Source organism: Modestobacter italicus (assembly GCF_000306785.1).
Classification (GTDB): Bacteria; Actinomycetota; Actinomycetes; order Mycobacteriales; family Geodermatophilaceae; genus Modestobacter; species Modestobacter italicus.
The window spans coordinates 299,071-324,981 of the sequence record NC_017955.1; the positions used below are offsets into that span (position 1 = coordinate 299,071).

The 25,911-nt window shown below is 75.4% G+C and carries 25 protein-coding genes and 1 pseudogene; 11 read left to right on the plus strand and 15 right to left on the minus strand.

The window, feature by feature from the left end; translation table 11 throughout:
* Window positions 1–17: 17 nt before the first annotated feature.
* Window positions 18–1,532 carry a helix-turn-helix domain-containing protein gene (locus tag MODMU_RS01460; protein WP_014738370.1) on the minus strand — a complete coding sequence of 505 codons (1,515 nt, stop codon included), beginning with the start codon at window positions 1,530–1,532 and terminating at the stop codon, window positions 18–20.
* Between the two features lie 86 nt (window positions 1,533–1,618).
* Window positions 1,619–2,026 (minus strand): GlcG/HbpS family heme-binding protein, encoded by a 408-nt coding sequence (locus MODMU_RS01465; RefSeq protein WP_041794840.1) that lies wholly within the window; start codon window positions 2,024–2,026, stop codon window positions 1,619–1,621.
* Between the two features lie 119 nt (window positions 2,027–2,145).
* Between MODMU_RS01465 and MODMU_RS01470 the strand changes: the two are divergent.
* From MODMU_RS01470 to MODMU_RS01490, 5 genes and pseudogenes are all read left to right on the plus strand, one after another.
* A pseudogene (locus tag MODMU_RS01470) lies at window positions 2,146–2,580 on the plus strand (diol dehydratase small subunit); the annotation flags it as partial.
* Window positions 2,581–2,590: 10 nt separating this feature from the next.
* The gene (locus MODMU_RS01475) at window positions 2,591–4,306 is read left to right on the plus strand and encodes a propanediol/glycerol family dehydratase large subunit (RefSeq protein ID WP_014738373.1); all 1,716 of its coding nucleotides are present in this window, start codon (window positions 2,591–2,593) and stop codon (window positions 4,304–4,306) included.
* Between the two features lie 3 nt (window positions 4,307–4,309).
* Window positions 4,310–4,906 carry a propanediol/glycerol family dehydratase medium subunit gene (locus MODMU_RS01480; RefSeq protein ID WP_014738374.1) on the plus strand — a complete coding sequence of 199 codons (597 nt, stop codon included), beginning with the start codon at window positions 4,310–4,312 and terminating at the stop codon, window positions 4,904–4,906.
* A 1-nt stretch (window position 4,907) separates the two neighbouring features.
* Window positions 4,908–6,758 (plus strand): diol dehydratase reactivase subunit alpha, encoded by a 1,851-nt coding sequence (locus tag MODMU_RS01485; RefSeq protein WP_014738375.1) that lies wholly within the window; start codon window positions 4,908–4,910, stop codon window positions 6,756–6,758.
* Entirely contained in the window at window positions 6,755–7,102 is a 348-nt protein-coding gene (locus MODMU_RS01490; RefSeq protein WP_014738376.1) for a glycerol dehydratase reactivase beta/small subunit family protein, read from the plus strand. The genes MODMU_RS01485 and MODMU_RS01490 overlap by 4 nt, the downstream gene beginning before the upstream one ends.
* 7 nt (window positions 7,103–7,109) lie before the next feature.
* Here MODMU_RS01490 and MODMU_RS01495 read toward each other — a convergent pair whose 3' ends face one another.
* Window positions 7,110–7,658: a bacterial proteasome activator family protein gene (locus MODMU_RS01495; protein WP_014738377.1), complete on the minus strand. Its 549-nt coding sequence runs from the start codon at window positions 7,656–7,658 to the stop codon at window positions 7,110–7,112.
* A 98-nt stretch (window positions 7,659–7,756) separates the two neighbouring features.
* On the opposite strand from MODMU_RS01495, the gene MODMU_RS01500 reads away from it, so the two are divergent.
* Window positions 7,757–8,974, plus strand: a complete 1,218-nt coding sequence (locus tag MODMU_RS01500; RefSeq protein WP_014738378.1) for a cysteine desulfurase-like protein — start codon at window positions 7,757–7,759, stop codon at window positions 8,972–8,974.
* A 66-nt stretch (window positions 8,975–9,040) separates the two neighbouring features.
* On the opposite strand, the gene MODMU_RS01505 is transcribed toward MODMU_RS01500, so the two are convergent.
* A complete protein-coding gene (locus MODMU_RS01505; protein ID WP_041794841.1) occupies window positions 9,041–10,030 on the minus strand; it encodes an NAD(P)H-quinone oxidoreductase in 990 nt (329 codons plus the stop codon).
* Between the two features lie 198 nt (window positions 10,031–10,228).
* Between MODMU_RS01505 and MODMU_RS01510 the strand changes: the two genes are divergently transcribed.
* Window positions 10,229–10,984, plus strand: coding sequence for a hypothetical protein (locus tag MODMU_RS01510; RefSeq protein WP_051143898.1), 756 nt, complete (start codon window positions 10,229–10,231; stop codon window positions 10,982–10,984).
* 10 nt (window positions 10,985–10,994) lie between these two features.
* On the opposite strand, the gene MODMU_RS01515 is transcribed toward MODMU_RS01510, so the two are convergent.
* From MODMU_RS01515 to MODMU_RS01530, 4 genes are all read right to left on the minus strand, one after another.
* Complete coding sequence (locus tag MODMU_RS01515) at window positions 10,995–11,960, minus strand: alpha/beta hydrolase (protein WP_014738381.1); 966 nt, start codon at window positions 11,958–11,960, stop codon at window positions 10,995–10,997.
* Window positions 11,953–13,551: a 4-coumarate--CoA ligase family protein gene (locus MODMU_RS01520; protein WP_014738382.1), complete on the minus strand. Its 1,599-nt coding sequence runs from the start codon at window positions 13,549–13,551 to the stop codon at window positions 11,953–11,955. The genes MODMU_RS01515 and MODMU_RS01520 overlap by 8 nt, the downstream gene beginning before the upstream one ends.
* Before the next feature lie 103 nt (window positions 13,552–13,654).
* Window positions 13,655–14,080: a PaaI family thioesterase gene (locus MODMU_RS01525; protein ID WP_014738383.1), complete on the minus strand. Its 426-nt coding sequence runs from the start codon at window positions 14,078–14,080 to the stop codon at window positions 13,655–13,657.
* Between the two features lie 77 nt (window positions 14,081–14,157).
* Window positions 14,158–14,538 carry a VOC family protein gene (locus MODMU_RS01530; RefSeq protein WP_041794843.1) on the minus strand — a complete coding sequence of 127 codons (381 nt, stop codon included), beginning with the start codon at window positions 14,536–14,538 and terminating at the stop codon, window positions 14,158–14,160.
* 143 nt (window positions 14,539–14,681) lie between these two features.
* Here MODMU_RS01530 and MODMU_RS01535 point away from each other — a divergent pair, with 143 nt between their 5' ends.
* Entirely contained in the window at window positions 14,682–15,263 is a 582-nt protein-coding gene (locus MODMU_RS01535) for a DinB family protein (RefSeq protein ID WP_014738385.1), read from the plus strand.
* On the opposite strand, the gene folP is transcribed toward MODMU_RS01535, so the two are convergent.
* Window positions 15,260–16,132 carry a dihydropteroate synthase gene (gene folP, locus MODMU_RS01540; protein WP_231851741.1) on the minus strand — a complete coding sequence of 291 codons (873 nt, stop codon included), beginning with the start codon at window positions 16,130–16,132 and terminating at the stop codon, window positions 15,260–15,262. The genes MODMU_RS01535 and folP overlap by 4 nt on opposite strands.
* A 13-nt stretch (window positions 16,133–16,145) precedes the next feature.
* On the opposite strand from folP, the gene MODMU_RS01545 reads away from it, so the two are divergent.
* Window positions 16,146–16,694, plus strand: coding sequence for a DinB family protein (locus MODMU_RS01545; RefSeq protein WP_014738387.1), 549 nt, complete (start codon window positions 16,146–16,148; stop codon window positions 16,692–16,694).
* 71 nt (window positions 16,695–16,765) lie between these two features.
* Here the strand turns inward: MODMU_RS01545 and MODMU_RS01550 are convergent, their stop codons facing one another.
* The 3 genes from MODMU_RS01550 to MODMU_RS01560 form a co-directional block, all read right to left on the minus strand.
* Window positions 16,766–17,707: an acetamidase/formamidase family protein gene (locus tag MODMU_RS01550; protein WP_014738388.1), complete on the minus strand. Its 942-nt coding sequence runs from the start codon at window positions 17,705–17,707 to the stop codon at window positions 16,766–16,768.
* Between the two features lie 79 nt (window positions 17,708–17,786).
* Entirely contained in the window at window positions 17,787–19,025 is a 1,239-nt protein-coding gene (locus MODMU_RS01555; protein WP_231851742.1) for a serine hydrolase domain-containing protein, read from the minus strand.
* Window positions 19,026–19,139: 114 nt separating this feature from the next.
* Window positions 19,140–19,427, minus strand: coding sequence for an HU family DNA-binding protein (locus MODMU_RS01560; protein ID WP_014738390.1), 288 nt, complete (start codon window positions 19,425–19,427; stop codon window positions 19,140–19,142).
* Between the two features lie 359 nt (window positions 19,428–19,786).
* On the opposite strand from MODMU_RS01560, the gene MODMU_RS01565 reads away from it, so the two are divergent.
* The gene (locus MODMU_RS01565) at window positions 19,787–20,710 is read left to right on the plus strand and encodes an aldo/keto reductase (protein WP_014738391.1); all 924 of its coding nucleotides are present in this window, start codon (window positions 19,787–19,789) and stop codon (window positions 20,708–20,710) included.
* Window positions 20,711–20,765: 55 nt separating this feature from the next.
* Here MODMU_RS01565 and MODMU_RS27455 read toward each other — a convergent pair whose 3' ends face one another.
* Window positions 20,766–20,939: a DUF1059 domain-containing protein gene (locus MODMU_RS27455; protein WP_014738392.1), complete on the minus strand. Its 174-nt coding sequence runs from the start codon at window positions 20,937–20,939 to the stop codon at window positions 20,766–20,768.
* Window positions 20,940–21,019: 80 nt separating this feature from the next.
* Complete coding sequence (locus tag MODMU_RS01570; protein ID WP_014738393.1) at window positions 21,020–22,111, minus strand: EAL domain-containing protein; 1,092 nt, start codon at window positions 22,109–22,111, stop codon at window positions 21,020–21,022.
* A 211-nt stretch (window positions 22,112–22,322) separates the two neighbouring features.
* Here MODMU_RS01570 and MODMU_RS01575 point away from each other — a divergent pair, with 211 nt between their 5' ends.
* Window positions 22,323–25,133, plus strand: a complete 2,811-nt coding sequence (locus MODMU_RS01575) for a SpoIIE family protein phosphatase (RefSeq protein WP_231851846.1) — start codon at window positions 22,323–22,325, stop codon at window positions 25,131–25,133.
* 8 nt (window positions 25,134–25,141) lie between these two features.
* Here MODMU_RS01575 and MODMU_RS01580 read toward each other — a convergent pair whose 3' ends face one another.
* A complete protein-coding gene (locus MODMU_RS01580; RefSeq protein ID WP_014738395.1) occupies window positions 25,142–25,843 on the minus strand; it encodes a trimeric intracellular cation channel family protein in 702 nt (233 codons plus the stop codon).
* Window positions 25,844–25,911 lie beyond the last annotated feature (68 nt).

Below are 25,911 nucleotides of genomic sequence, written 5' to 3' on the forward strand. Positions count from 1 at the left end.
GCGGTCGGACGGCGGGGTCAGGAGTCGGCCTGGACCCGAGCCCGCCGGTGGGCGGCCCGGCGCCAGCGCGGGTCGTGCACCGGGAGGCTCGCCACCAGCCGGTCGTGGGCCTCGAGGTCGGTGCGGCCGAGCGGGTGCGCGGTGAAGGCCTGGAGCAGGTCCAGGTCCCCGGTGGCGAGCACGGCGCGGCGCAGCCCGGCCCCCAGCTCGTCGCGCAGCTCCCGGATCGCCGGGGCGTCGGACCCGGGCAGCAGCGGCCCGGGGCAGGCGGCCAGCGCCGCCTGGGCGCGGCCGGCCTGCAGCGCGGCCTGCACCTGCGCGACGTCGCTGACCACGGTGGGCACCAGCCGGTAGGGCCGGGTGCGCAGCAGCTCCGGGCCGATGAGGGCGCGCAGCCGGCGCACCTCCCCGCGCACCGTCGTCTGGTTGCCGGCGTCGCCGTAGACCAGGGCGGCGAGCCGCTCGCCGGTCAGGCCGGCCGGGTGCAGCGCCAGCACGGCGAGCACCTCGGCCAGCCGCAGCGTCAGCGGCACCGTGCGCCCGTTGACCAGCACGTGGGGCACCCCGTTGCCGAGCAGCCGCAGCGCCAGCCGGGGCTGCGGCGCACGGGGCACCGCCGGGCCCGGCGCGACGACCCGCAGCAGGTGCGCGCCGTCGAGCGGCTCGACCACCACCTCGCGGCCGTTCACCTGCAGCGGGCGGTCGCCCGCCGGCACCGGGACGCGGTCGGGCCACCAGCCCCAGGGCTGCCCGGCGAGCACCCGGCCGGCGGCGCTGACCAGCGCCCCGGGGGCGCCGCCCAGGCCGGTCAGGTGCGGCAGCAGCCGCATCCGCAGCTGCTCGTCGGCGAGGGCCAGCCGGACCCGCAGCTCGGCCTCGGCGAGCCGGGCGGTGGCCGACACCAGCTGCAGCAGCGCCGGGTGCACGGTGTGCAGCGGGCCGCTGACGTCGACCGCGCCGAGGATCGCGCCGGTCTCCGGGTCGTGGACCGGGGCGGCTACGCAGGTCCAGCCGTGGTAGGTCCGGACCAGGTGCTCCGCGGAGTGGATCTGGACCGGCGCGTCGACCGCCAGCGCGGTGCCCATCGCGTTGGTCCCGATGGCGCTCTCGCTCCACCGCGCCCCGGGGACCAGCCCGACCCCGTCGGCGGTCGACAGCACCGCCGCGGCGCCGTCCCGCCACAGGATGTGCCCCTCGGCGTCGGTGACCAGCATGACGTGCATCGCGTCGTCGGCGATGGCGCCCAGCGTGCTGCGCAGCACCGGCAGGCACGCGCTGAGCGGGTGCGCCGCGCGCAGGTCGGGCAGCTGGTCGGCGGCGAAGACGACCGGTGGCGTCCGGTGGTCGGGGTCGACGTGCGCGGCCAGGCTGCGCCGCCACGACTCCGAGACCACCGGGCGCGGTGCCTGCCGGCTCGGCCGGTCGCCCAGCACCGCGTCGAACACCTCGGCCAGGCCGCGGGCGTGCGCCCGCGGGTCGCCGGTGACCTCGGGCGCCGGGGAGCCGCCGTGCCGTGCCCGCTCTGCTGACATCGCCGTCCGGCGCCTCGCCGCGGCGCCGCCTCTCCGGGGTGGATCCTCGCCCAGGGGCGCCGCCCGCGGCAACCAGCCGCGCCCGGTCAGGAGTCCAGCGCCGCAGCCGCGGCGGTGGCCACCGCGACGTCCTGCGCCACCGAGCCCGCGCTGACCCCCACCGCGCCGACGAGCTCGCCGTCGCGGTGCAGCGGGATGCCGCCGCCGAAGGCGACCATGCCGCCGGCGGTGTGCTCGAGGCCGTAGAGCTCGGCGCCGGGCTGGACCAGGTCGGTGAGCGCCGCCGTGGGCGCGTTCATCAGCACCGACGTCACGGCCTTGCGGGTGGAGATGTCGATGCTCGCCCGGATGGCGCCGTCCATCCGGCCGAAGGCCACCAGGTGCCCGCCGTCGTCGACCACCGCGATGTTCATCGGCTGGCCGATCTCCTCGGCCTTCGCGATGCCGGCGTCCAGGATCCGACGGGCCTGCTCGTGGCTCACAGAGGTGCTCATGGCGGCAGCAAACCGCGCCGCCACCGTCGCCGACAAGGGTCGGCTCCCGGCAGGCAACGAACAGGCAACGTGACCCGTGTCACGGTGACCGCACCCGTCGCGACACCGAGGGAGCACCCCGCATGACTGCGCTGACCCGGAACGACTACCCGCTGTCGATCAACCGGCCGGACCTGCTGCGCACCCCGACCGGGAAGCCGATCACGGCGCTGACGATGGACGCCGTCGTCTCCGGCGAGCTCTCCGCCGAGGACCTCCGCATCGCGCCGGAGACGCTGCTGCTGCAGGCCGAGATCGCCGACGCGAGCGGCCGGCCGCAGCTGGCCGGCAACTTCCGCCGGGCCGCGGAGATGACCGCGATCCCCGACGCCGAGGTGCTCGCCATGTACAACGCGCTGCGGCCGCGGGCCTCGACCGGGGCGGCCCTGGCCGAGCTGGCCGACCGGCTGGAGACCACCTACTCGGCGCCGGTGTGCGCGGCGCTGGTCCGCGAGGCCGCCGAGGTCTACGAGCGGCGCGACCTGCTCGCCCGCCCCACCGGCGACGACGACTGAGGAGAGCCCGATGACCAGCACCGCGCCGCGGAAGTCCAGCGCAGCCCCCCGGGTCTCCCGGCGGACCGAGGTCCTCGAGGCCCGGCCGGTCAACCTCGACGGGTTCGTCGAGGAGTGGCCGGAGAAGGGCCTCGTCGCCATGGAGAGCGACTTCGACCCGGCACCCAGCGTGCGGGTCGAGGACGGCGTCATCGTCGAGCTCGACGGCAAGGAGCGGGCCGACTTCGACTTCATGGACACCTTCATCGCCAACCACGCGATCGACGTCGCCTCGGCCGAGCGGTGCACGGCCATGCCGTCGGTGGAGATCGCCCGGCTGCTCATCGACCCGCGGGCGACCCGGGACGACGTCCTGGCGGTGACCCGCGGGCTGACCCCGGCCAAGGTCCTCGACGTCGTCAAGCTGATGAACGTCGTCGAGATCATGCAGGGGATGCAGAAGATGCGCGCCCGGCGGACCCCGGCGAACCAGGCGCACTCCACCAGCGCCCGGGACAACCCGATCCAGGTGGCCGCGGACGCCGCCGAGGGCGCGCTGCGCGGCTTCGCCGAGCTCGAGACGACGCTCGGCGTGGTCCGCTACGCGCCGCTGGTCGCCATCGCGCTGCAGGTGGGCGGCCAGGTCGGCCGCGGCGGGGTGCTCACCCAGTGCGCGCTGGAGGAGGCGACCGAGCTGGAGCTGGGCATGCGCGGCATCACCGCCTACGCCGAGACGATCTCGGTGTACGGCACCGAGTCGGTGTTCATCGACGGCGACGACACCCCCTGGTCCAAGACGTTCCTGGCCTCGGCCTACGCCTCCCGGGGCATCAAGATGCGCTTCACCTCCGGCACCGGGTCGGAGGTGCAGATGGGCAACGCCGAGGGCAAGTCGATGCTCTACCTGGAGATCCGCTGCATCCTGATGGCCAAGGGCGCCGGCGTGCAGGGGCTGCAGAACGGCTCGATCAGCTGCATCGGCGTCCCCGGGGCGGTGCCCGGCGGGCTGCGGGCGGTGGCCGCGGAGAACCTGGTCTGCAGCATGGTCGACCTGGAGTGCGCCTCCGGCAACGACCAGTCGTTCTCGCACTCGTCGATGCGCCGGACGGCGCGGGCGATCCCGCAGCTGTTCCCCGGCACTGACTTCGTCTGCTCGGGCTACTCGGCCGTGCCGAACCCGGACAACATGTTCGCCGGCTCCAACTTCGACACCGAGGACTACGACGACTGGAACACCATCCAGCGCGACTTCCAGGTCGACGGCGGGCTGCGGCACGTCCGCGAGGCGGAGATCCTGCAGGCCCGCAACAAGGCGGCCCGGGCGCTGCAGGCGCTGTTCCGGCACCTGGACCTGCCGGCGATCACCGACGACGAGGTGGAGGCGGCCACCTACGCCCACTCCTCCAACGACTACCCGCTGCGCGACGTGCTGGCCGACCTCAAGGGCGCCCAGGCCGTGATGGACCGGGGGATCACCGGGCTGGACCTGGTCCGCGGGCTGGAGGCCTCCGGCTTCCACGACGTCGCGGAGAGCCTGCTGACGGTGCTGCGCCAGCGGGTGTCCGGTGACCTGCTGCAGACCTCGGCCGTCCTCACCGGCGACTTCGTCCCGCTCTCGGCGATCAACGACCCCAACGACTACGCCGGCCCGGGAACCGGCTACCGGCTCGAGGGCGAGCGCTGGGAAGAGCTGAAGAAGCTGCGGCACGTCACGTCCGCGACGAACCCCGAGACCGAGGTGGGCTGAGCCATGACGACCCCGACGACGACGGCCCCGCCCGAGCGGACCGTCACCCTGCGGGAGGTGGGCCCGGCCCGGCGCGGCACCCGCCCGGACGAGGTCGTGGTGGCGGTGTCCCCGGCCTTCGCCGGCCACTTCAGCAAGACCATCGTCGACGTGCCGCACGCCGAGGTGCTGCGCCAGCTGCTGGCCGGCATCGAGGAGCAGGGGGTGACCGCCCGCGTGGTGCGCATCCGGGACACCGCGGACCTGGCCGCGCTGGCCCACGTCGGGGCGCGGCTGTCCGGGTCCGGCATCTCCGTGGGCATCCTGTCCCGCGGGACGACGATCATCCACCAGCGCGACCTGCCCCGGCTGAGCAACCTGGAGCTGTTCCCGCAGTCCCCGCTGCTGGACGCCCCGGTGTTCCGGATGATCGGCTCGAACGCGGCGCAGTACGCCAAGGGCGAGTCGCCGCAGCCGGTGCCCACCCGCAACGACCAGATGGCCCGGCCGCGCTGGCAGGCCAAGGCGGCGCTGCTGCACCTGAAGGAGTTCGAGTGCATCGAGGCGGGCCGGGGCCCGGTCGAGGTCGAGCCGGTGTTCGAGTCGAGCGCCGCCGGCTGACGTGAGCGGCGGGCTGGTCGTCGGCGTCGACATCGGCAACTCGACCACCGAGGCCTGCCTGGGCCTGGTCGACCCGGACGGGCGGGTGACCTACCTCGGCACGGCGCTGACCCGGACCACCGGGGTGAAGGGCACCCCGGACAACACCGCCGGCGCGCTCACCGCCGTCCGTGCCGCCCTGGCCCGGGCCGGGCGGGACGCCACCGAGGTGCGCACGGTGCTGCTCAACGAGGCGACCCCGGTGATCAGCGGGCTGGCGATGGAGACGATCACCGAGACGATCATCACCGAGTCGACGATGATCGGGCACAACCCGACCACCCCCGGCGGGGAGGGGCTCGGCGTCGGCACCACCTGCTCGGTGGGCGACCTCGCCGACCAGCCCCCGGGGCAGCCGCTGGTGTGCGTCGTGCCGCCGGGCTGGGACTTCGACGACACCGCCGCGACGATCAACGCCGCCGTCGCCGCCGGGGTCGAGGTGGTGGCCGCCGTCCTCGCCGGGGACGACGCGGTGCTGGTCACCAACCGGCTGACCCGGCCGGTGCCGGTGGTGGACGAGGTCGCCGCCGTGGAGAAGGTGCCGCTGGGCATGCTCGCCGCGGTGGAGGTCGCCGGCCCGGGCCGCACCATCCGCACGCTGTCGAACTCCTACGGGCTGGCCACCGTGTTCGGACTGGACCCGGCGCAGACCCGGCAGGTCTCCCCGGTGGCCCGCGCGCTGACCGGCAACCGCTCGGCGGTGGTGGTCCGCACGCCGTCCGGGGACGTCACCGACCGGCGCATCCCGGTCGGCGAGCTGGTGCTGCACGGCGCCGGCAAGACGCTGCGGGTGGACGTCGACGCCGGGGCCGAGGCGATCATGGACGCCGTCGGCCGGGCGCAGCCGCTGGACGACGCCCGCGGGGAGCCGGGCACCCACGTCGGCGGCATGCTCGCCCAGGTGCGCGACACCATGGCCGACGTCATGGACTCCCCGGGGCTGCCCGCCGTCCCGGTCGCCGAGATCGCCATCCGCGACGTCCTGGCGGTCGACACCTTCGTGCCCGCCGAGGTCCGCGGCGGGCTGGCCGGGGAGGTCGCCCTGGAGAACGCCGTCGCGCTCGCCGCGATGGTGAGCACCAGCCGCAGCCGGATGCAGGTCGTCGCCGACCAGGTGTCGGAGGGGCTCGGCGCCGCGGCCGCGATCGGCGGCGTCGAGGGCGAGATGGCGGTCAGCGGGGCGCTGACCACGCCGGGGGTGGACCGGCCGGTCGCCGTGCTCGACCTGGGCGGTGGCTCGACCGACGCCGCGCTGCTCACCCGGGACGGGCGGGCCACCGCGGTGCACGTCGCCGGCGCGGGGGAGCTGGTCACCAAGCTGGTCCACTCCGAGCTGGCGCTGGGCGACCGCGAGGTGGCCGAGAGCGTCAAGCGGTGCCCGCTGGCGCAGGTGGAGAGCTTCTTCCACGTCCGGCACGAGGACGGCACCGTGCAGTTCTTCGAGACGCCGCTGCCGCCGGAGGTCTACGCGCGCGTCGTCGTGCTCACCCCGGAGGGGCCGGCGCCGGTGGGCACCCGGCACCGGCTGGACCACGTCCGGCGGGTGCGCCGGGAGGCGAAGCGGCGGGTGTTCGTGGTCAACGCGCTGCGGGCGCTCCGGCAGGTCGCGCCGGGCGGCAACCTGCGGGAGCTGGACTTCGTGGTGCTGCTCGGCGGCTCGGCGCTGGACTTCGAGATCCCGGACATGATCGCCGACGCGCTCGCCCCGCACGGGGTGGTCTGCGGGACCGGGAACGTGCTGGGCACCGAGGGGCCGCGCAACGCCGTCGCCACCGGCCTGGTCCGGGCCTGGGCCAGTGGTCCGGGCGCGTGACCGGCCCGGGCGAGCGGCCCGCGGTGCTGGTGCACCGGCAGCGCGGGGCCCCGCCGGAGGTGCTGCGCGAGGTGTGCGCGGGCGTGGAGGAGGAGGGGGTGCCGGTCGAGGTGGTGGACGCCCCCGACGGGCTGACCGCGACCGCGCTGGCCCACGCCGCGGCGCAGGCCTCCCGGCTGGAGGTCGGCATCGGGGTGGACGCGGCCGGCGCGACCGCCGTGCACCACGCCAAGCTGCCGGTGGACCGCCCGCCGGCGACCGGCCGGGCCGAGGCGACCGCGCCGGACCGGCGGCGGATCGGCCGGACCGGCGCGCGGGTGGTGAAGAACCTCCCGCTGGACTGAGCCGGGGTCAGAGGTACTGGCCGCCGCCGTGCCGCACCTCGGGCTGGCCCTGGTCGACCGCGCCGGCCGGCAGCGCGCGCCGGCGCATCTCCTCCAGCTGCGCCCGGGCGGCCATCTGCTGGGCGAACAGCGCCGTCTGGATGCCGTGGAAGACGCCCTCCAGCCAGCCGACCAGCTGCGCCTGGGCGATCCGCAGCTCGGCGTCCGACGGCGTCTCGTCGCCGTTGAACGGCAGGGTGATCCGCTCCAGCTCCTCGCGCAGCTCCGGGGCGAGCCCCTGCTCGAGCTCCCGGATGGAGGAGGCGTGGATGTCGCGCAGCCGGTTGCGGCTGGCGTCGTCCAGCGGCGCCGCGCGCACCTCCTCGAGCAGCTGCTTGATCATCGTGCCGATCCGCATGACCTTCGCGGGCTGCTCGACCAGGTCGCCGATGCCGGTCCCGCCCCCGCCGTCCGGACCGTCGCCCTGGGGCATGGCCATCGCGCCCACCGGCTGACCGTCGGGGCCGACGACGAGGACCTGCTGCGGGTGCTGCTCACCGGGACGGGGTGCTGTCATGCCCCCATCCTGCCCCGGTCCGGGCACGGGGCGGCGGGCCGCCCGGCCGCGTCGCTCGCCGCCGCGGGGGACCCAGGGAGACTGACTACGCTCCCGCCATGTCGTCGGGGGCGGGGCAGCTGGACGTGGCGCGCGTCCGCGGGCTGTTCCCGGGGCTCTCCGACGGCCTGGTGCACACCGACGGCCCCGGTGGGGCGCTGGTGCCGGAGTCCGTGGTGCGCGCGGTGTCCCAGGCCATGCGGGTGCCGATCGCCGACCGCGGTGGGGTGTTCGCCTCCTCCGCCCGCGCCGAGCAGCTGGTCTCCGGCGCGCGGACCGCCGTCGCCGACCTGGTGGGCGCCGTCCCGGCCGGCGTCGTCCTCGGCCCCAACGTGACCTCGCTGACCTACGCGGTGGCCCGGGCGCTGGGCAAGCACTGGCGGCGCGGCGACGAGATCGTGGTCAGCCGGCTCGACCACGACGCCAACATCCGGCCCTGGCTGCAGATCGCCGACGAGATCGGCATGGTGGTCCGGTGGGCCGAGGTCGACATCGAGACCGGGGAGCTGCCGGACTGGCAGTACGACGAGCTGCTCACCGACCGCACCCGGTTGGTGGCGGTGACCGCGGCGAGCAACGCGATCGGCACCTGCCCCGACGTGACCGCGATCGGCCTGCGCGCGCACCGGGCCGGCGCCCTGGTCTACGTCGACGCCGCGCACGCCGCGCCGCACATGCTGCTGGACATCACCCAGCTGGAGGCCGACTTCGTCGCGCTGTCGGCCTACAAGTGGGGCGGGCCGCACGTCGGCGCGGTGGTCGCCCACCCCGGGCTGCTCGGCGAGCTCCGCCCGGACAAGCTGGTGCCCGCGCCCGACCGGGTGCCCGACCGGTTCGAGCAGGGCTCCCCGCCCTACGAGCTGTACGCCGGCGTCGCCGCCTCGGTCGACCACCTCGCCGCGCTGTGCCCGGAGACGCCGGGCACCCGCCGGGAGCGGCTGGCCGTGTCGCTGTCCGCCGTCGGCCGCTACGAGGACGCGCTGTTCGACCGGCTCGACCGCGCGCTGCGGTCGATGGCCCACGTGCAGGTGCTCGGCTCGCCGCAGTACCGCACCCCGACCCTGTCGTTCACGCTGCCGCGGATGCGCCCGCGGCAGGTCGCCCGGGAGCTGGCCCGCCGCGGGGTCTGCGCCTGGGACGGCGACTTCTACTCCCGCGAGCTCTTCGACGCGATCGGGGCGAACGAGGACGGCGGCGCCGTCCGGCTCGGGCTGATGCACTACAACACGGTCGACGAGGTCGACCACGTCATCGACAGCGTCGCCGCCCTGCGCTAGCTCTTCGGCCCCGCTGCAGGGGCCCGCCGCGAGCTTGCGAGTGGTGGGGGGCAGTGGGGTCCTTCGTCAGCCGTTGACGAGCAGGACCTTGCCGATGTGGTCGCTGGCCTCGACCAGGGCGTGGGCGTCGGCGGCCCGGGACATCGGCAGCCGGCGGTCCACGACCGGGCGGACGACGCCGCGCTCGACGTCGGGCCACACGTCGTGCCGGACCGCGGCGACGATCTCCGCCTTGCCGCCGGGGCCGGTCGGCGGGCGGGAGCGCAGCGTCGTCGCGGCCACCGACGCCCGCTTGCGCATGAGCTTCCCGAGGTCGAGCTCGGCCTTGGTGCCGCCCTGCATGCCGATGCCCACCAGCCGGCCGCCGGTGGCCAGCACGTCGACGTTCCGGGCCAGGTAGGCCGCGCCCATGATGTCCAGGACGACGTCCGCGCCGTGCCCGTCGGTGGCGTCCTTCACCACCTGCACGAAGTCCTCGTCCCGGTAGTTGACGGTGATCTCGGCGCCCAGCTCGCGGCAGAAGGCGAGCTTCGCGGCGCTGCCGGCGGTGGTCGCCACCCGCGCACCGGCCCGGGCCGCCAGCTGGACGGCCATCGTGCCGATCCCGCTGCCCCCGCCGTGCACCAGGAAGACCTCGCCGGCCCGGAGCCCGGCGAGCATGAACACGTTGGACCACACCGTGCACACGACCTCGGGCAGCGCCGCCGCGGTGGCCAGCTCGACGCCGGCCGGGCGGGGGAGGAGCTGACCGGCCGGGACGGCGACCCGCTCGGCGTAGCCGCCGCCGGCCAGCAGCGCGCACACCTCGTCGCCGACCGACCAGCCGGTCACGCCCTCGCCGACCTCGCTGATGACGCCGCTGCACTCCAGACCCAGCACCTCCGAGGCGCCCGGCGGCGGCGGGTAGTGCCCCTGGCGCTGCAGCAGGTCGGCGCGGTTCACCGCGGCGGCGACCACGTCGACCAGCACCTCGCCCGGACCGCACACCGGGTCGGGCACCTCGCCCCAGCCGAGGACCTCGGGACCGCCGGGCTCGCTGATCGTCACTGCGCGCATGGCCCGACAGTAGAAGGAGGGCCCGGCGCGTCCAGGGGGCTGGTCCGGTCACCGGGCCGGTGCCACGCTGGTCGGGTCCGCCGGCGACAGCCGCGGCCCCGCGGTACGGCGGGCCGTCGGAGGTCTCCCATGTCCGCTGACCCGGTTCCTGCCTGGACGCCGCAACCGCCTCCCGCTCGCTGGGGGCCCGGGCGGGTGGTGGCCCTGGTCCTGGGGCTGGTGCTCCTCGTCCCCGCGCTGGGCATGCTGGCCGGCGGTGGGGTGCTGCTGTGGGCCGACCAGTCGCAGCGGACCGGCGACGGCTTCCTGCTCTCCCCGTCGGGGGACGTCTCGACCGACGGGTACGCGCTGACCAGCGATCGGATCGACCTCGGCACCGACGCCGACTGGGTCCCGGTCTCCGCCGCGCTCGGGACGACGATGGTGCGGGCCACCGGCAGCGGGCCGGACCTGTTCGTCGGCATCGGCCCCAGCGACCAGGTGACCTCCTACCTGGGCGACGTCCAGCGGGCGGTCCTCGACGACCTCGGCCAGGACGGCGCGGTCATCGACCGGGAGGTGGCCGGCGGGGCGCCCGCGGGGCCGCCCGGAGCGCAGCCGTTCTGGACCGAGCAGACCAGCGGGGCCGGGCGGCAGCAGCTGACCTGGGAGCCGGCGGACGGCGACTGGACGGTCGTGGTCATGAACGCCGACGGGTCGGCCGGGGTCTCCGCCGACCTGCGGGTCGGTGCGGAGCTGCCCGCGCTGACCGGGATCGCCTGGGGCGTGCTGATCGGCGGTGCGCTGCTCACGCTGGTCGCCGTCACGATCGTCCTGCTGGCGGTGCGCCGGCCCCGGGCGCGGGGGCAGCTCCCTCCGTCGGCACCGCCGACCCCGGCCTGGCAGCCGCCCGCTCCGCGCACGGACCCCACCGGGGACCCGGTCCGGGGCTCCTCCCGGGACCAGGTGACCTGACCGGGGCCGGTCAGCCGAGAGCGGCCCGGGTCTCGGTGACGAGCTCGGCGAGCGCCTGCGGGGCGCTGCGGCACAACCGGGGGAAGCTGAGGTACCCGTGCGGCATCCCGACGTACTCGGTCAGCCGCGCCGGGACGCCGGCCGCCCGCAGCGCGTCGGCGTACCGCACGCCGTCGTCCCGGATCGGGTCGTGCTCGGCCACCTGCACGAGCGCCGGGGGCAGCCCGGAGTGGTCGGCGGCGTGCAGCGGGGACGCGTAGGGCTGCCGGGGGTCCTGACCGCCCAGGTAGTGGTCGCGGAAGGCCACCACGTCGTCCTGCGTGAGGATCGGCGCGTGCGCGTTCTGCGCGATCGACGGGCTGCCCAGGGTGAGGTCCGTCGCCGGGTAGAGCAGGCCCTGGAAGCCGATCGCGGGTCCGGACCGGTCGCGGCTCATCAGGCTGACCACCGCCGCCAGGTTGCCGCCGGCGCTGTCGCCCATGACCGCGACCCGGGTGGGGTCGGCGCCCAGGGCAGCGGCCCGGTCGACGAGGTCGACGAGCGCCGCGTAGCAGTCCTCGGCGGCCGCCGGCCAGCGGTGGTCGGGCGCCAGCCGGTAGTCGACCGACACCACGACCGCCGGCAGGGCGACGGCGACGTTGCTGCACAGCCAGTCCGCGGCGTCCAGCGAACCGACCGTCCATCCACCGCCGTGGAAGTCGACCACCAGCGGCAACGGGTCCGTGCCCCCGCCGTGCGGCCGGTACACCCGCACCGGGAGCGGACCCTCGGCGCCGGCCGCCGTCTCGTCGGCCAGTTCCACGCCGCGGGCGACCGCACCGAAGAGCAGGTCGGTCAGCGGGTTGTGGCCGAGCCGCTGCTGCTTGGCGCGGGCGAGCTGGGCGTCGTCCATCCGGGCGACGGAGAACCGGCCGAAGACCCGGCCGGCCAGCCGGACCCGCAGGTCGAGCGGCGTGCCCGCCGGGGCCTCAGGCACGGTTCTTGAGGTCCTTGCGCAGGATCTTGCCGGCCATCGACTTGGGCACCTGCTCGATGAACTCGACCAGCCGGATCTTCTTGTGCGGGGCCAGCCGCTCCGCCGCGTAGGCCTGCACGGCCTCGGCGGTGATCTGCGAGCCGGGCGCGCGGACGACGAAGGCCTTGGGCAGCTCCTCGCCGCTCTCGGCGTCCTGCACACCGATCACCGCGGCGTCGGCGATCTCCGGGTTGCCCAGCAGCACGGCCTCCAGCTCGGCCGGGGCGACCTGGTAGCCCTTGTACTTGATCAGCTCCTTGACCCGGTCGACGACGGTGTAGCGGCCCTCGTCGTCGACGACCGCCACGTCGCCGGTGTGCAGCCAGCCCTCGGCGTCGAGGGTCTCGGCGGTGGCCTGGGCGTTGTTCAGGTAGCCCTTCATCACCTGCGGCCCGCGGACCCACAGCTCACCGCGCTCGCCGGGGGCGGCGTCCTCGCCGGTGGCCGGGTCGATCAGCCGGCACTCGGTGTTGGGCAGCGCGTAGCCCACCGTGCCCTTGGGGGTGGGGCCGGCGCCCGCGGGCTCGTGGCCGGCCTCGGGGGTGGTGTGCGAGACCGGCGACAGCTCGGTCATGCCGTAGCCCTGCGAGACAGCGACGCCGTCCGAGGCGCCACGGCGCAGGCGGGTCTCGACGGCATGCGCCAGCGACTCGTCCAGCGGTGCCGCCCCTGAGGTGATGGTCCGCAGTGAAGAGAGGTCGAAGGAGTCGACCAGCGGGTGCTTGGCCAGCGCGACCAGGATGGGCGGGGCAACGTAGGCCCGGGTGACCCGCTGGTCCTGGATGGTGCGCAGGAACTGCTCGAGGTCGAAGCGGGGCAGCGTCACCACCGAGCAGCCCCAGGCCAGTCCCTGGTTCATCAGCACGGTGAGCCCGTAGATGTGGAAGAACGGCAGGACGGCGATGACCCGCTCGTCGCCCTCGTGCAGGTCGAACAGCGGCCGGCACTGGGCCACGTTGGCCACCAGGTTGCGGTGGGTGAGCATGACGCCCTTCGGCAGGCCGGTGGTGCCGCTGGAGTAGGGCAGCGTGACCAGGTCCTCCGCAGGGTCGATGTCCACCTGCACGGCGGGGGCATCGCTGGTCAGCAGGTCGCGCAGCGAGGCGTGGCCCTCGGCGCCGTCCATGACGATGACCTCGTCGACCGGCGCGCTCTGCACGGCGGCCAGCGCACGGTCCAGGAACGGCGAGACGGTGACCAGCAGCTTCGCCCCGGAGTCCTTCAGCTGGAAGGCGATCTCCTCGGGCGTGTACAGCGCGTTGATCGGGCTGATGACGGCACCGGCCGCGGCGATCCCGTGGAAGACGACCGGGTACCAGATCGTGTTCGGGCTGAACACGGCCACGACGTCGCCCTTGACCACGCCCCGGGCGGCCAGCGCCGCGGCCATGCGCTCGACGTAGAACGCCAGCTCGCCGTGCGTGATGGTCTCGCCGGAGAGCCCGTCGACCAGCGCCGGGCGGTCGGCGCGCTCGGCGGCACCGGCCAGCACGAACTGCGGGACGGACAGCTCGGGGATCTCGACATCGGGAAAGCGGCTGGCCAGCGCCACGGGGTCCTCCTCGACTCAGGTGCGGTGACGCCAGTCTCACACCCGGCGTGTCGCCCGCCACATCCGGGTTACCGGTGAGTAGGTCCGATTCCCGGACCTGGGGTCACCGCGGCCAGAGCACCGACTGGGTGCAGCGGAACAGCGCGATCGTCTTCCCCGTGGCGGCGTCGGTGACGACGGCGTCCCAGACCTGCGTCGTCCGGCCGGCGTGCACGTTGGTCGCCACGGCGGCGATCCGGCCCTCGCGCGCGGTGCCCAGGTGGTTGCTCTTCAGCTCCAGGGTGGTGAACCCGCTGGACCCCTCGGGCAGCAGCGCCCGGGTGGGCAGGCCGCAGCTGGTGTCGGCGAGGCTGACGACGGTGCCGGCGTGCAGGTACCCGTTGGGCGCCAGCAGGTCGGGCCGGACGTCGAGGTGGCTGGTCAGCCGACCGGGCTCGTGGCTGTCGACGACGATGCCGAGCAGCCCCGGCAGCGTCCCGGGCAGCAGCGCGTTGAGCTCGTCGGCGGTCAGGAAGCCGGTGGCGGTCATGCCAGGAAAGTAGATGAAGGACCCCTGTGCCCCCCACGCCTCGCAGGCTCGGCGCGGGACCCTGCACAGGGGCCAGGTCAGCGTGCGGTCTCCCAGAGGCCGACGACGTTGCCCTCGGGGTCCGCCAGGTAGGCGGCGAAGCCCATGTCCCCGACCGGCTCCCTCTCGCGCAGCGTCTTCCCGCCGAGCTGCCCCACGAGGGCGAGCGTGTCGTCGATGCTGTCGACGTCGACGACCAGGACGGGCGCCGCGGACGGGCTGCCGTCCCGCGGCATCAGCCCGCCGTTGATGAAGCCGGGCTCGGTCGGGCCCTCGTCGCCGCTCGGGCCCGAGACCACCAGCGTGTAGTCCATGCCCGGCATGTCCTGCTGCTGCCAGCCGAACGCCTCGCGGTAGAAGCCCCGCGCCCGGTCCCCGTCGTCGTACGGGATCTCGAAGTGCACGACACGACCGCTCATCTCCGCCTCCTCGAACGCGTTCCCGGACCCTCGGGAGTCTGGCCCGGGACGACCCCGGTGGCCAGGGGGCGGGACGCGAGGGGGCGTCCGGACGACCTCCCCGGGTGGTGGCCCGGACGCGGGCGCCCGGGCAGGCTGTCCCCATGAGCGACCTGAAGGCGGACCTCCTCACCTACCTGCAGCGGGGCCGGGACGTGGTGGTCTGGAAGCTGGAGGGCGCCTCCGAGTACGACGTCCGCCGGCCGGTGACGCCGACCGGCACGAACCTGCTGGGCCTGGTCAAGCACCTGGCCGGGGTCGACGCCGGCTACCTGGGCCAGGTGTTCGGCCGGCCGTTCCCGGAGTCGATCCCCTGGGACGCCGAGGACGCCGACCCTGATGCCGACATGTGGGCCACCGCCGGGGAGTCGCGCGAGGAGCTGGTGGGGCTCTACCGCCGGGTGTGGGCGCACGGCGACGCGACGGTGGCGGCGCTGGACCTGGACACCGAGGGCACGGTGCCGTGGTGGCCGGAGGAGCGGCGGCATCCGACGCTGCAGCGGGTGCTGGTCCACCTGATCGCGGAGACCCACCGGCACGCCGGGCACGCCGACGTCGTCCGCGAGCTGGTCGACGGCGCCGCCGGGCTGCTGCCAGGCGTCTCCAACCTGGGCGCGGAGGGTGCCGAGGCCCGAGCCGCCCACCACGCCCGGGTGCAGGCGGCCGCCGAGGAGGCGGTCCGCTAGGCCAGGCCGCGGGTGGTGCGGGCCGGTGGCCGGTCACCGCGGATCGAGGCCACCATGTCCAGCGTCTGCCGGGTCGCCGCCACGTCGTGCACCCGGAACACCCGGGCCCCCAGCCAGGCGCTGACCGCGGTCGCCGCGAGCGTGCCGGTGAGCCGCTGGTCCACGGGCAGGTCGAGGGTCTCGCCGACGAAGTCCTTGTTCGACAGCGCCACCAGCACCGGCCAGCCCGTGGCCACCAGCTCGTCGAGCCGGCGGGTGGCCTGCAGCGAGTGGCGGGTGTTCTTGCCGAAGTCGTGACCGGGGTCGACCAGCACCCGCTCGGGGTCGACCCCGGCGGCGACCGCGGCCTCGGCCAGCGCCGTCGTCCGCGCCACGATGTCGGCCACCACGTCGTCGTAGCTGACCCGGTGCGGCCGGGTGCGCGGCGGGAGGCCGCCGGCGTGGGTGCAGACGATGCCCGCGCCCGCCGCCGCGGCGACCGCGGCCAGCTGCGGGTCGACCCCGCCCCACGCGTCGTTGACCACGGCGGCGCCGGCGGCCAGCGCCTCCCGGGCCACCTCTGCGCGCCAGGTGTCGATCGAGATCGGCAGCTCCGGGTGGGCCGCGCGGACGGCGGCGACCAGGTCGACGGTGCGCCGGATCTCCTCGGCGGCGTCCACCTCCGCGCCGGGGGCGGCCTTGACCCCGCCGACGTCCACCATGTCCGCGCCCTCGGCGACCACCTGGTCCACCCGGGTCAGCGCGTCGTCCAGGCCGAAGGTCGCGCCGCGGTCGTAGAACGAGTCGGGGGTGCGGTTGACGATGGCCATCACGACCAGCCCGCCGTCGGGCACGTCGAGGGGGCCGATGCGCAGCACGCGGTCAGCCAAGCAGACTCCCCCCGTGACCGAGTTCCCGCCCGCCCCTGACCGCGTCGACCCGCCCTACCGCGACGGGGAGCGGGCCGCCGTGGAGGCGTGGCTGGAGTTCCACCGCGCCACCCTGTTGGCCAAGTGCTCGGGGCTCACCCCCGAGCAGCTGGGTGAGCGCTCCGTCCCGCCGTCGTCGCTGAGCCTGCGCGGGCTGCTGCGGCACATGACCGAGGTCGAGCGGAGCTGGTTCCGCCGGGTCGTGGCCGGCGAGCAGGCGCCGCCGCTTTACTACGGACCCGACGACGAGGACGGCGACTTCGACGGCGTCGGCCGGGACACCGACCACCCCGACACCGCGACCGCCGTGGCCCGGGAGCTGGCCGCCTTCACCGCCGAGTGCGAGGTCAGCCGCCGCCTGGCCGGTGCGCACGGCTCGCTGGACGACGTCGGCGCCGGCCTGCGGCACGGTCAGCAGGTCTCGCTGCGCTGGGTCTTCCTGCACATGATCGAGGAGTACGCCCGGCACAACGGCCACGCCGACCTCCTCCGCGAGCGCATCGACGGCGCCACCGGCGATTGAGAGTTCCGCCAAAGGCACGCTATTGGCGGGACCCAGGTCCGCCGAAGGCGTGCTCTCGGTGGAACGGCAGGTCAGCGGAGCGCGCCCCAGGGGAGGACGGCGTGGACGCCGACCACCTGGTTGACCACCTGGGTGACCCGCAGGTCGACCACCACGCTGGCCAGGCCGAGCGCGTCGGAGCGGCTGATCCCGTGCAGCGCGGCCATCACGTCGAGCATGGCGTCCAGCGCGACCGCCATGGCCTCGTCCAGGTCGTCGGCCACGCCCATGGTCACCCAGCCGGCGGGGGTCCTCGCCACCGGCGTGCGCAGCGGGGCCCCGAAGAGGTCGGGCAGCACGTCGAGGGTCAGGTCGACGCGGTCCATCGGGCACTCGATCGCCGTCCCGCTGACCTCGCCGTCCCCCTGCGCGGCATGCCCGTCGCCGATCGAGAACAGCGCACCGGGCACGGTCACCGGGAGGTAGAGCGTCGCGCCGGCGACCAGCTCCCGGCAGTCGATGTTCCCGCCGTGCCAGTACGGCGGGATGGTCGAGTGCTGGCCGGGCTCGGCTGGCGGCACCCCCATCACGCCGAGGAAGGGCCGCAGGGCGACCGTGTGCCCGGCCTGGTTGCGGCCGACGCCGGCGACCGGGTCGAGGTCCCAGGCGTGCACGGTCGGTGCGGCGGTGACCCCCAGCCGCTCGTTGAGCGGGGTCGACCGCATCCCGACGTAGGTGGCGCCGAACGCCCCGGGGACGACGTCGTCGACCCGCACGCTCAGCACCTGCCCGGCCTCCGCGCCGCGGACGGCGACCGGGCCGGTGAGCGCGTGCCCGTGCGCCGGGTCGTGCAGCGGGTGGCGCCGCCGGGCGCCGGGGTCGGTGGGGTCGTGCGGGCCGGTCCACCAGCCGGAGTCCAGGGTGCCGAAGCGCACCGTCGTCCCGGGGTCGACGGTCAGCACCGGCGGACGGTCCCGGTCCCAGGAGCCGTGCAGGGTGCGCTCGTCGGGCAGCAGGACGTGGCTCGGCTCCATGCCCCCATCCTGAGGGCCAGGCATAGGAACCTCTGCACCCGGTCCAGCGCTCGAGACCGGGTGTAAAGCTTCCTATGCCTCAGATCAGGGCCTGCTGGACCAGGGGGCGGAGGTAGTTGCGCATCGGCAGGGTGCTCGAGGGCAGCAGCTGCGTGTAGAAGCTGACCGTGAGGTCCTCGACCGGGTCGACGTAGAACTCGGTCGAGGCCGCCCCGCCCCAGCTGTAGGTGCCGGCGCTGGCCACCCCGCCGTAGCGGACCGGGTCGATCACGGTGGAGAAGCCGAGCCCGAAGCCGACGCCGCGCAGCGGCACCTCGGCGTACAGCGGCCGGCCGAAGGTCTCCAGGTCGGCGTTGCCGGGCAGGTGGTTGCGCACCATGTGCGCCAGCGTGCGGGAGCCGAGCACCCGCTCCCCGGACGGCGTCAGGCCGCCGGCGCGCAGCATCTCGACGAACTTGAGGTAGTCCCCGGCGGTGGAGACCAGCCCGCCGCCGCCGGACAGGAAGGCGGGCTTGCGGTGCGCGGCCTCGGCGAAGGGCGCCGGCAGCGGGACGACGCCGGGGCCGTAGAGCTGGGCGAGGGAGTCCACGTCGTCCTCGGGGCGCAGGCCGAACGACGTCTCGGTCATGCCCAGCGGCCCGAACACCCGCTCGGCGAACACCTCGTCCAGCGGCTTGCCGGCGACGACCTCCACCAGCCGGCCGAGCACGTCGGTGGACACCCCGTAGTTCCACTCGCTGCCGGGCTGGAACAGCAGCGGCATGGCGGCGAACTGGCGGGTGACCTCGGCGGAGTCCGCGCCGGGCGGGGTGCCCCACTCGTGGCCGCGCAGCCGGTAGTGGGCATCGACCGGGTGGGCGTGGTGGAACCCGTAGGTCAGCCCGGAGGTGTGGGAGAGCAGGTGGTGCACCCGGATCGGCGTCATCAGCGGCACGGTCACCGGCTTCTGCGCCGGCCCGGCGGCGTACACCCGGGCCTCGGCGAACTCCGGCAGCCAGCGGCTGATCGGGTCGCCCAGCTCGAAGGCGCCCTCCTCGTACAGCGACATCGCCGCCACCGAGGTCACCGGCTTGGTCATCGAGTAGATCCGCCAGCGGGTGCCGTCGGTGACCGGCCGGCCGGCCTCGACGTCGGCGGAGCCGTACCTGCCGACGTGCACCAGGTGCCCGTGCCGGGCCACCGTCACCAGGAACCCGGGCAGCTGGCCCTCGTCGACCCAGCGGGCCAGCCGGCGGTCCACCCGCTGCAGCCGCTCGGCGTCCAGCCCGACCTCGGCCGGGTCGGTGGTCACGGACAGGTCGGTCTGCACAGCGGTCACGGACACCCCCGCGTCGTGGCGTGCTCCCCGATGAGCGACGCCCCCGCCGCATCCTGGCACGGGGTGCCAGGAACGCGACGGGGGCGTCGGAGGTGCTCAGGTCGAGCTGTCAGCTCACTTCACCGGGACGGCGGCAGCGGCCTTCTTCAGGTTGGAGCCGGCGGTCACCTTGGCGGTGTGCGCCGCGGCGATCTCGATCGACTCACCGGTCTGCGGGTTGCGGCCGGTGCGGGCCGAACGCTGCGAGCGCTCGACGGTGAGCAGCCCGGGGAGGGCGACCTTGTCGCCGCGGGTGATGGCCTCGACGAGCTCCTCCTGCAGGCCGTTGAGCACCTGGTCGACGGTGGCGGAGGGGACGTCGGCGCGCTTGGCGATGGCGGAGACGAGTTCGGACTTGTTCATCTGGGTTCCTCTCACTGGGGGGCGCTGCCCGCCCCGTCCGGGGCGGACGCAGTCTGGTGTCGCGGACGGCGGACCGGCCGCTCCCCGGTCGTCCAGGTGGACCCCGGGGCATCCACCGTGCCGTCCCGGAGCGCACCAGGTGCGCGGCCGGGGGTACGGCGGGCGGATCTGGTCGACCACGCTGTCGACCAGCAACGGCGGGCACATTTCCATGCCGAGATCACTCCTGGCCACCCGGGACCCCGGATCGGCGCGGTTTTCGTGCTCGTCGGCCCCAGCCGTCACGCGCTCCCGACCGTCCCGGGCATCCAGCAGGTGCCGGATGAGCGGTGCACAGCACACCGACTTAGCGTGGACCCATGCCTCAGCTCCCCGGTACCGACCTGACCGTCAGCGACCTCTGCCTGGGCGGCAACGTGTTCGGCTGGACGGCGGACGAGCCGACGTCCTTCGCGCTGCTCGACCGCTTCGTCGACGCCGTCCCCAGCACCCAGTCCCCGTTCGTGGACACCGCCGAGATGTACGGCAACGGGGTGTCCGAGCAGATCCTCGGCCGCTGGATGGCCGAGCGCGGCATGCGCGACCGGGTGGTCGTGGCCACCAAGGCCAGCCCGGGGGAGAAGGAGCACCCGCTGTCGGCGCCGGAGATCCGGGACGCCGCGGAGCGGTCGCTGCGCAACCTGCAGGTCGACACGATCGACCTCTACTACGCCCACTACGACGACGAGACGACGCCGCTGGAGGAGACGCTCACCGCGTTCGACGAGCTGGTGCGGTCGGGCAAGGTCCGGCACATCGCGGCGTCGAACTACTCGGCGAAGCGGCTGACCGAGGCGCTGGAGACCTCGGAGCGGCTCGGTGCGGCCCGGTACGTGGCCCTGCAGCCGCACTACAACCTGATGGAGCGGCCGGCCTACGAGGCCGAGCTGCGCGACGTGGTGGCCGAGCACGGGCTGGGCTCGATGCCCTACTTCGGGTTGGCCCGCGGCTTCCTGACCGGCAAGTACCGGGCCGGCGAGACCATCGACTCGCCGCGGGCGAAGGGCGCCTCGCAGTACGTGGGCGAGAAGGGCGACCGGGTGCTGGCCGCGCTGGCCGAGGTCGCCGACGCGCACGGCACCACCGGCGCCGCGGTGGCGCTGCGCTGGCTGGCCGACCAGCCGACGGTCACCGCGCCGATCGCCAGCGGCCGCTCGGTCGACCAGCTGGCCGACCTGCTGCCGATGCTGGACCTGGTCCTCACCGACGACGAGCGCCAGCGCCTCACCGACGCCAGCGCCTGAGGCGCTGATGGAGTGCCAGCGCTCGGAAGACGATGCGCTGGCACTCCACAACCGGCTACGCGAAGACGATGGCGGCGCGGACCTGCTCGACGAGTTCGGGCGAGACCTCGGTCAGCCCGTGGTCGGCGCCGGCGTGCGCGGCGACCTGGGCGAGGATGCCCTGCTCGTCGGGGGCGGTGAACGAACGCGTGCAGCCGGGGACGACGTCCCCGCAGGCGAAGGCCTTCATGATGGCTCCCTTGCTCTGGGTGGCTGTCCGCCGGCAGGCGGTCAGGGTGGTGCACCGGGGCGGGTTCACGGCCCCGGGGGTCAGGGGGTGGCGGCGGCGGAGGCGAGGTCCTCGATCCGCAGGACGCCCAGGACGGCGCCGTTGCGGTCGGTGCACAGCACCGGGTCGAAGCGGTGCACGGGCCGGCGGGTCAGCGCGCGCTGCAGGGTCTCGGCGACCCCGGCGGACGGGTGCACCCGCAGCGTGACCGGCGCGCGGTAGGTCCCGCCGGTGCGCGGGTCGGCGAGCACCAGCTCGGTGGGGACGCCGGTCCGGTCCAGCACGACGTAGGGGGCCGGGGCGTCGTCCCCCTCGAAGGCCTCGCGCTGGCGGATCGGCCGCAGCAGGCTGGCGACGCTCTCGGCCAGCTGGGCGCGGGCGACCTGGTTGCGGACCAGCTGGGTGACCTCGGGGGTGAGCGGGGCGAAGTGCGGCGCCGGGCGGCCGAGCAGCCAGCCCTGGGCCAGCGGGACGCCGAGCCGGGCGAACACGGCGAGCTCACCGACGGTCTCGATGCCCTCGGCCAGCAGCCAGGCGTCGACCCGGTTGGTGAAGGTGCCGACCATCTCGGCCAGCGCGGCCTTCACCGGGTCGTCGTCGATCCCGGCGACCAGCGCGCGGTCGAGCTTGACCAGCTGCGGGCGCACCTCGGCGAGCTGCTGCAGGCCGGCGTAGCCGGAGCCGGCGTCGTCGATGGCGATGAGCGCGCCGCGACCGCGTAGCGCGGCGGTCTGCTCCCGCAGCGCCGCCAGGTCGGGCGTGGGCATGTGCTCGGTCAGCTCGACGACCACCCGGCGCAGCGTGGCCGGCTCGGCGAAGGCGGCGGCGACCGGGGCGGTGCCGAGCAGGTGCGGGCTGACGTTGACGGTCAGGAAGGTGTTGGGCGGCAGGTCGGGCAGGAAGGCCAGCGCGCGCCGGATGGCCAGGGCCTCCAGCTCGGCGCCGAGCCCGGCCTCCGCGGCGGCGGCGAACCAGACGTCGGGCGAGGCGGTCCCGGGGAACCGGGCCAGCGCCTCGTAGCCGGCCACGGTGGCCGTGGCCAGGTCGACGATCGGCTGGAAGACGACGGTCAGGTCGTCCTCGCCGGCCAGCAGCGGGCGGCAGTCCCAGCGGTCGGGGAGGGTCGCGGTCACACCTCCCAGATCGGCCGTCCGCCCGCGGAGCTTGAGCGCCCCGCCACGAAGCGGTGCCCGTCCGGGAGCGCGGGCCGTGCCAGCATGGAGCGCTCCACCGCCCGGTGGGTGACCGGCGACGGAGCCGGGAACGCGTCCGGCCCGAGCCGGCGGAGCCGAGAGGAGGCCGGCCATCGCGCCCGCGACGAGCACGACGGCGGCGTCCGACCCGCTGTCCGACCCGCACCGGGTCGCGGCCGCCCGCCGGCTGCTGGACGAGGTCTCCGGACCGGCCGCCTACGACCGGCTGTCCGGGCTCGCCGCCCGGCTGGTCGGGGCCCCGCACGCCAAGGTCACCCTGTTCACCGACCACGACGTCGTCGTCGGCGGGCACGGGCTGCCGGCCGGTGTGGTCGGCGGCCCCGCCCTGCTCACCGGCGCGCTGTCGGCGATGACCGTGCGCCGGGCCGTGCCGCTCGACGTCCCCGACGCGCGCCGCGACGAGCAGCTCGCACAGCTGCCCGCGGTGACCTCCGGCCAGGTGCAGGCCTACCTCGGTGCGCCGCTGGTGGCGGCGTCCGGGCACGTCGTCGGCGTCCTCGCGGTGTACGACCCCCGGCCGCGGAGCTGGTCCGCGGACGCCGCCGAGCTGCTCGGGCAGCTGTCCGCGTCGGTGATCGCCGAGCTGGAGCTCGCCGCCGCGCAGTCGGCCGTCGGCGCCTCGCTGGCCCGGCTGGACGTCGCGCTGGAGGCGGGCTCGGTCGGCATCTGGGAGCGCGACCTGCGCACCGGGACCGTGTACTGGGACCAGCGCAACGCGGCGATCTTCGGGCTGCAGGGCCCGCTCGAGCACGTCGGCGACGACAGCCAGCTGATGGCCGCCATCCACCCGGACGACCACGCCTCGGTGGCCGCGGCGATGCGCGCGGCGCTCGAGGGCAGCGGCGAGTTCGTCGCGGAGATGCGGGTGCTGCGGGCCGACGGGGCGCTGCGCTGGGCGGTCTCCCGCGGCCGGGTGGTCCGCAACTCGCGCGGCGAGGCGGTCCGGTTCCTGGGGACGACGGTCGACGTCACCGACGCGCGCGAGGAGGCCGGCCGCCGGCTGGCCTCGCTGCAGCGGACCACCGCGATCGCCGAGGTCGCCGCGGCGCTGGCCGGCGCGACCCGGATCGACCAGCTCGCCCAGATCACGCTGCGCGGCGCCGAGGTGCTCGGCGCCAGCACCGGCGCGCTCGCCGTGCTCGACCCCGGCTCCGGTCAGCTGCGGCTGCACATGGGCTCGCGGCTGATGGACGTGGTCGAGGTGGCGGCGGCCGAGGCGGGGGTGGCCCCGCCCCCCGACGGCCTGGAGATCGCCCTGGACGACGAGCTGCCCACCCAGTGGGTGGCCCGGCACGGGGAGACGGTGCTGCTCCGCGACCCGGACGAGGCCGCCGAGCGGTTCCCGGCGATGGCCGAGCTGACCCGGGTGCTGGGCGCGGAGGCGCTGGCCGCGCTGCCGCTGCGGGTGGAGGGCCGGCTGCTCGGCGTCTTCGTGGCCGTGTGGGAGACCCCGCACCCGTTCGAGGGCGACGACGTCGAGGTGCTGGAGGCGCTGACCGCGCAGATCGCGCTGAGCGTCTCCCGGCTGCAGGCCGACGCCGAGCGCGACGCCGCGGTGGCCGAGATGCGGGCGGCCAACGCCCGGCTGCAGCTGCTGTCCGAGACCGGCCGGGTGCTGTCGGGGACGCTGGAGATCACCGAGCAGATCGGGCAGCTGGCCCGGCTGGTCGTGCCGGCGCTGGGCGACTGGTGCTGGGTGCTGGTCACCGACGAGCGCGGCCGGCTGCGCGACATGGCCTCCGCGCACCGCGACCCCGGCCGGGGCGCGGAGCTGGAGCGGTACGTGCGCACCATGGTCGCCGGCATGACCGAGCACGCTGCCGCACGCGTGGTGCTGCGCACCGGGCAGCCGGTGGTGCTGCCCGAGCTGGACGCCGACTTCATCGAGCGCGCCCTCGACGACCCGGCCGCCCGTCGCGCCCTGACCCGGCTGGACCCGACCGCCGGGCTCGCCGTCCCGCTGGTCGCCCGCGGGCAGACGCTGGGGGTGCTGGGGCTCTACACCGCCGCCGACCGCGGCCCGCACACGCAGGCCGAGATCGACACGGCGCGGGAGGTGGGCCGCCGGGCGGGCGTGGCGCTGCAGCAGGCCCGGCTGTTCGGCCAGCAGCGCCAGCTGGCGGAGGTGCTGCAGCGGAGCATGCTCACCGCGCCGCCGGCGCCGGACCACTGCGAGATCGCCGTCCGGTACGTGCCCGCGGCGGCCGGGGCGGAGGTAGGGGGGGACTGGTACGACGCGTTCGTCCAGCCCGACGGCGCGACGATGCTGGTGATCGGTGACGTCGTAGGCCACGACAGCCGGGCGGCGGCCGCGATGGGGCAGCTCCGCGGCCTGCTGCGCGGCATCGGCCACCACACCGGGGGCACCCCCGCCGAGGTGCTCACCGGCCTGGACCGGGCCGGCGCCGGCCTGGACCTGGACGCGATGGCGACCGCGCTGGTCGCCCGGCTGGAGCAGGACGACCCGGAGCTGGCCGAGTCCCGCACCCGGGTGCGCTGGTCGACCGCGGGGCACCCACCGCCGCTGCTCGTCGACCCCGACGGCACGGTGACGCTGCTCGACGGCGACGCCCCGGACCTGCTGCTCGGCGTGGAGCCGGACCGGCCGCGCACCGACCGGGTCGCCACCATCGAGCGCGGCGGCACGCTGCTGCTCTACACCGACGGCCTGGTGGAGCGGCGCGACCGGGACCTCGACGCCGGCATCGCCGAGCTGGTCCGGGTGCTCGGCGGGCTCACCGAGCTGCCGCTGCAGCAGCTGTGCGACCGGCTGCTGGAGCGCATGTACCTCCCCGACACCGAGGACGACGTGGCGCTGCTGGCCGTGCGGCTGCACCCGCAGGACCTGCCGCGCCCACCCGAGGCCGGGCCGCAGCGGGTCCCGCCGGGCATCGCGCCGGCGCCCGACGTCGTCCCCGGGGCGGGCGCCGCCCGGCGCTGAGCGCGGGGTCAGCGCCGCCGGCGCCGCCGGCGGGGGTGCCGCGCCACCAGCCGGGTGCGGGCGCGCTCGGGCAGGTCGAGCGCGACCGGCGCCTCCCAGCCCCGCCACACCGACAGCACCCGCAGCGCGGCGACCAGCACGATGACCAGCGCGGCGACCGGGAGCGGCGGCAACCCCAGCGGCCCGGCGAGCACGGTGAGCGCGGTCGCGCCGAGCAGGGCCGCGACCGCGTTGTAGGGCCCCGGCTGCACGATGTCGGCCCGCTGGGCCAGCAGCACGTCCCGGATCACGGCGCCGCCGACCGCCGTGACCGTGCCGATGAACACCACCGAGGCGCTGGGCAGCCCGGCCAGCTGGGCCTTCTGCGCGCCGATCACGGTGAAGAAGCCCAGCGTGATCGCGTCCAGCACGACCAGCAGCCCGGTCAGCCGGGACAACCAGCCGGAGAAGTAGAAGGTCACCGCGGCGGTGACCGCGACCGTCGGCAGGTAGGCGGTGTCGGTCAGCGCGACCGGCGGGCCGTCGGCGAGCAGGACGTCGCGGATCAGCCCGCCGCCCAGGCCGGTGCTCACCGCCAGCAGCAGGACGCCGGAGACGGCGAACCCCTCGCGCGCGGCGAGCAGGCCGCCGGTCAGCGCGCCGATGACGATCGCGGCCAGGTCGACCGCGCCCGGCACCCGCAACGTCTCGGCGGCCGCCAGGATCTCCACGACCGCTCATCCTCCCGGACCCCCGGGTGGCGGTGGCGGCAGGGCCCAGCGCAGGCTGGCTTCCGGGC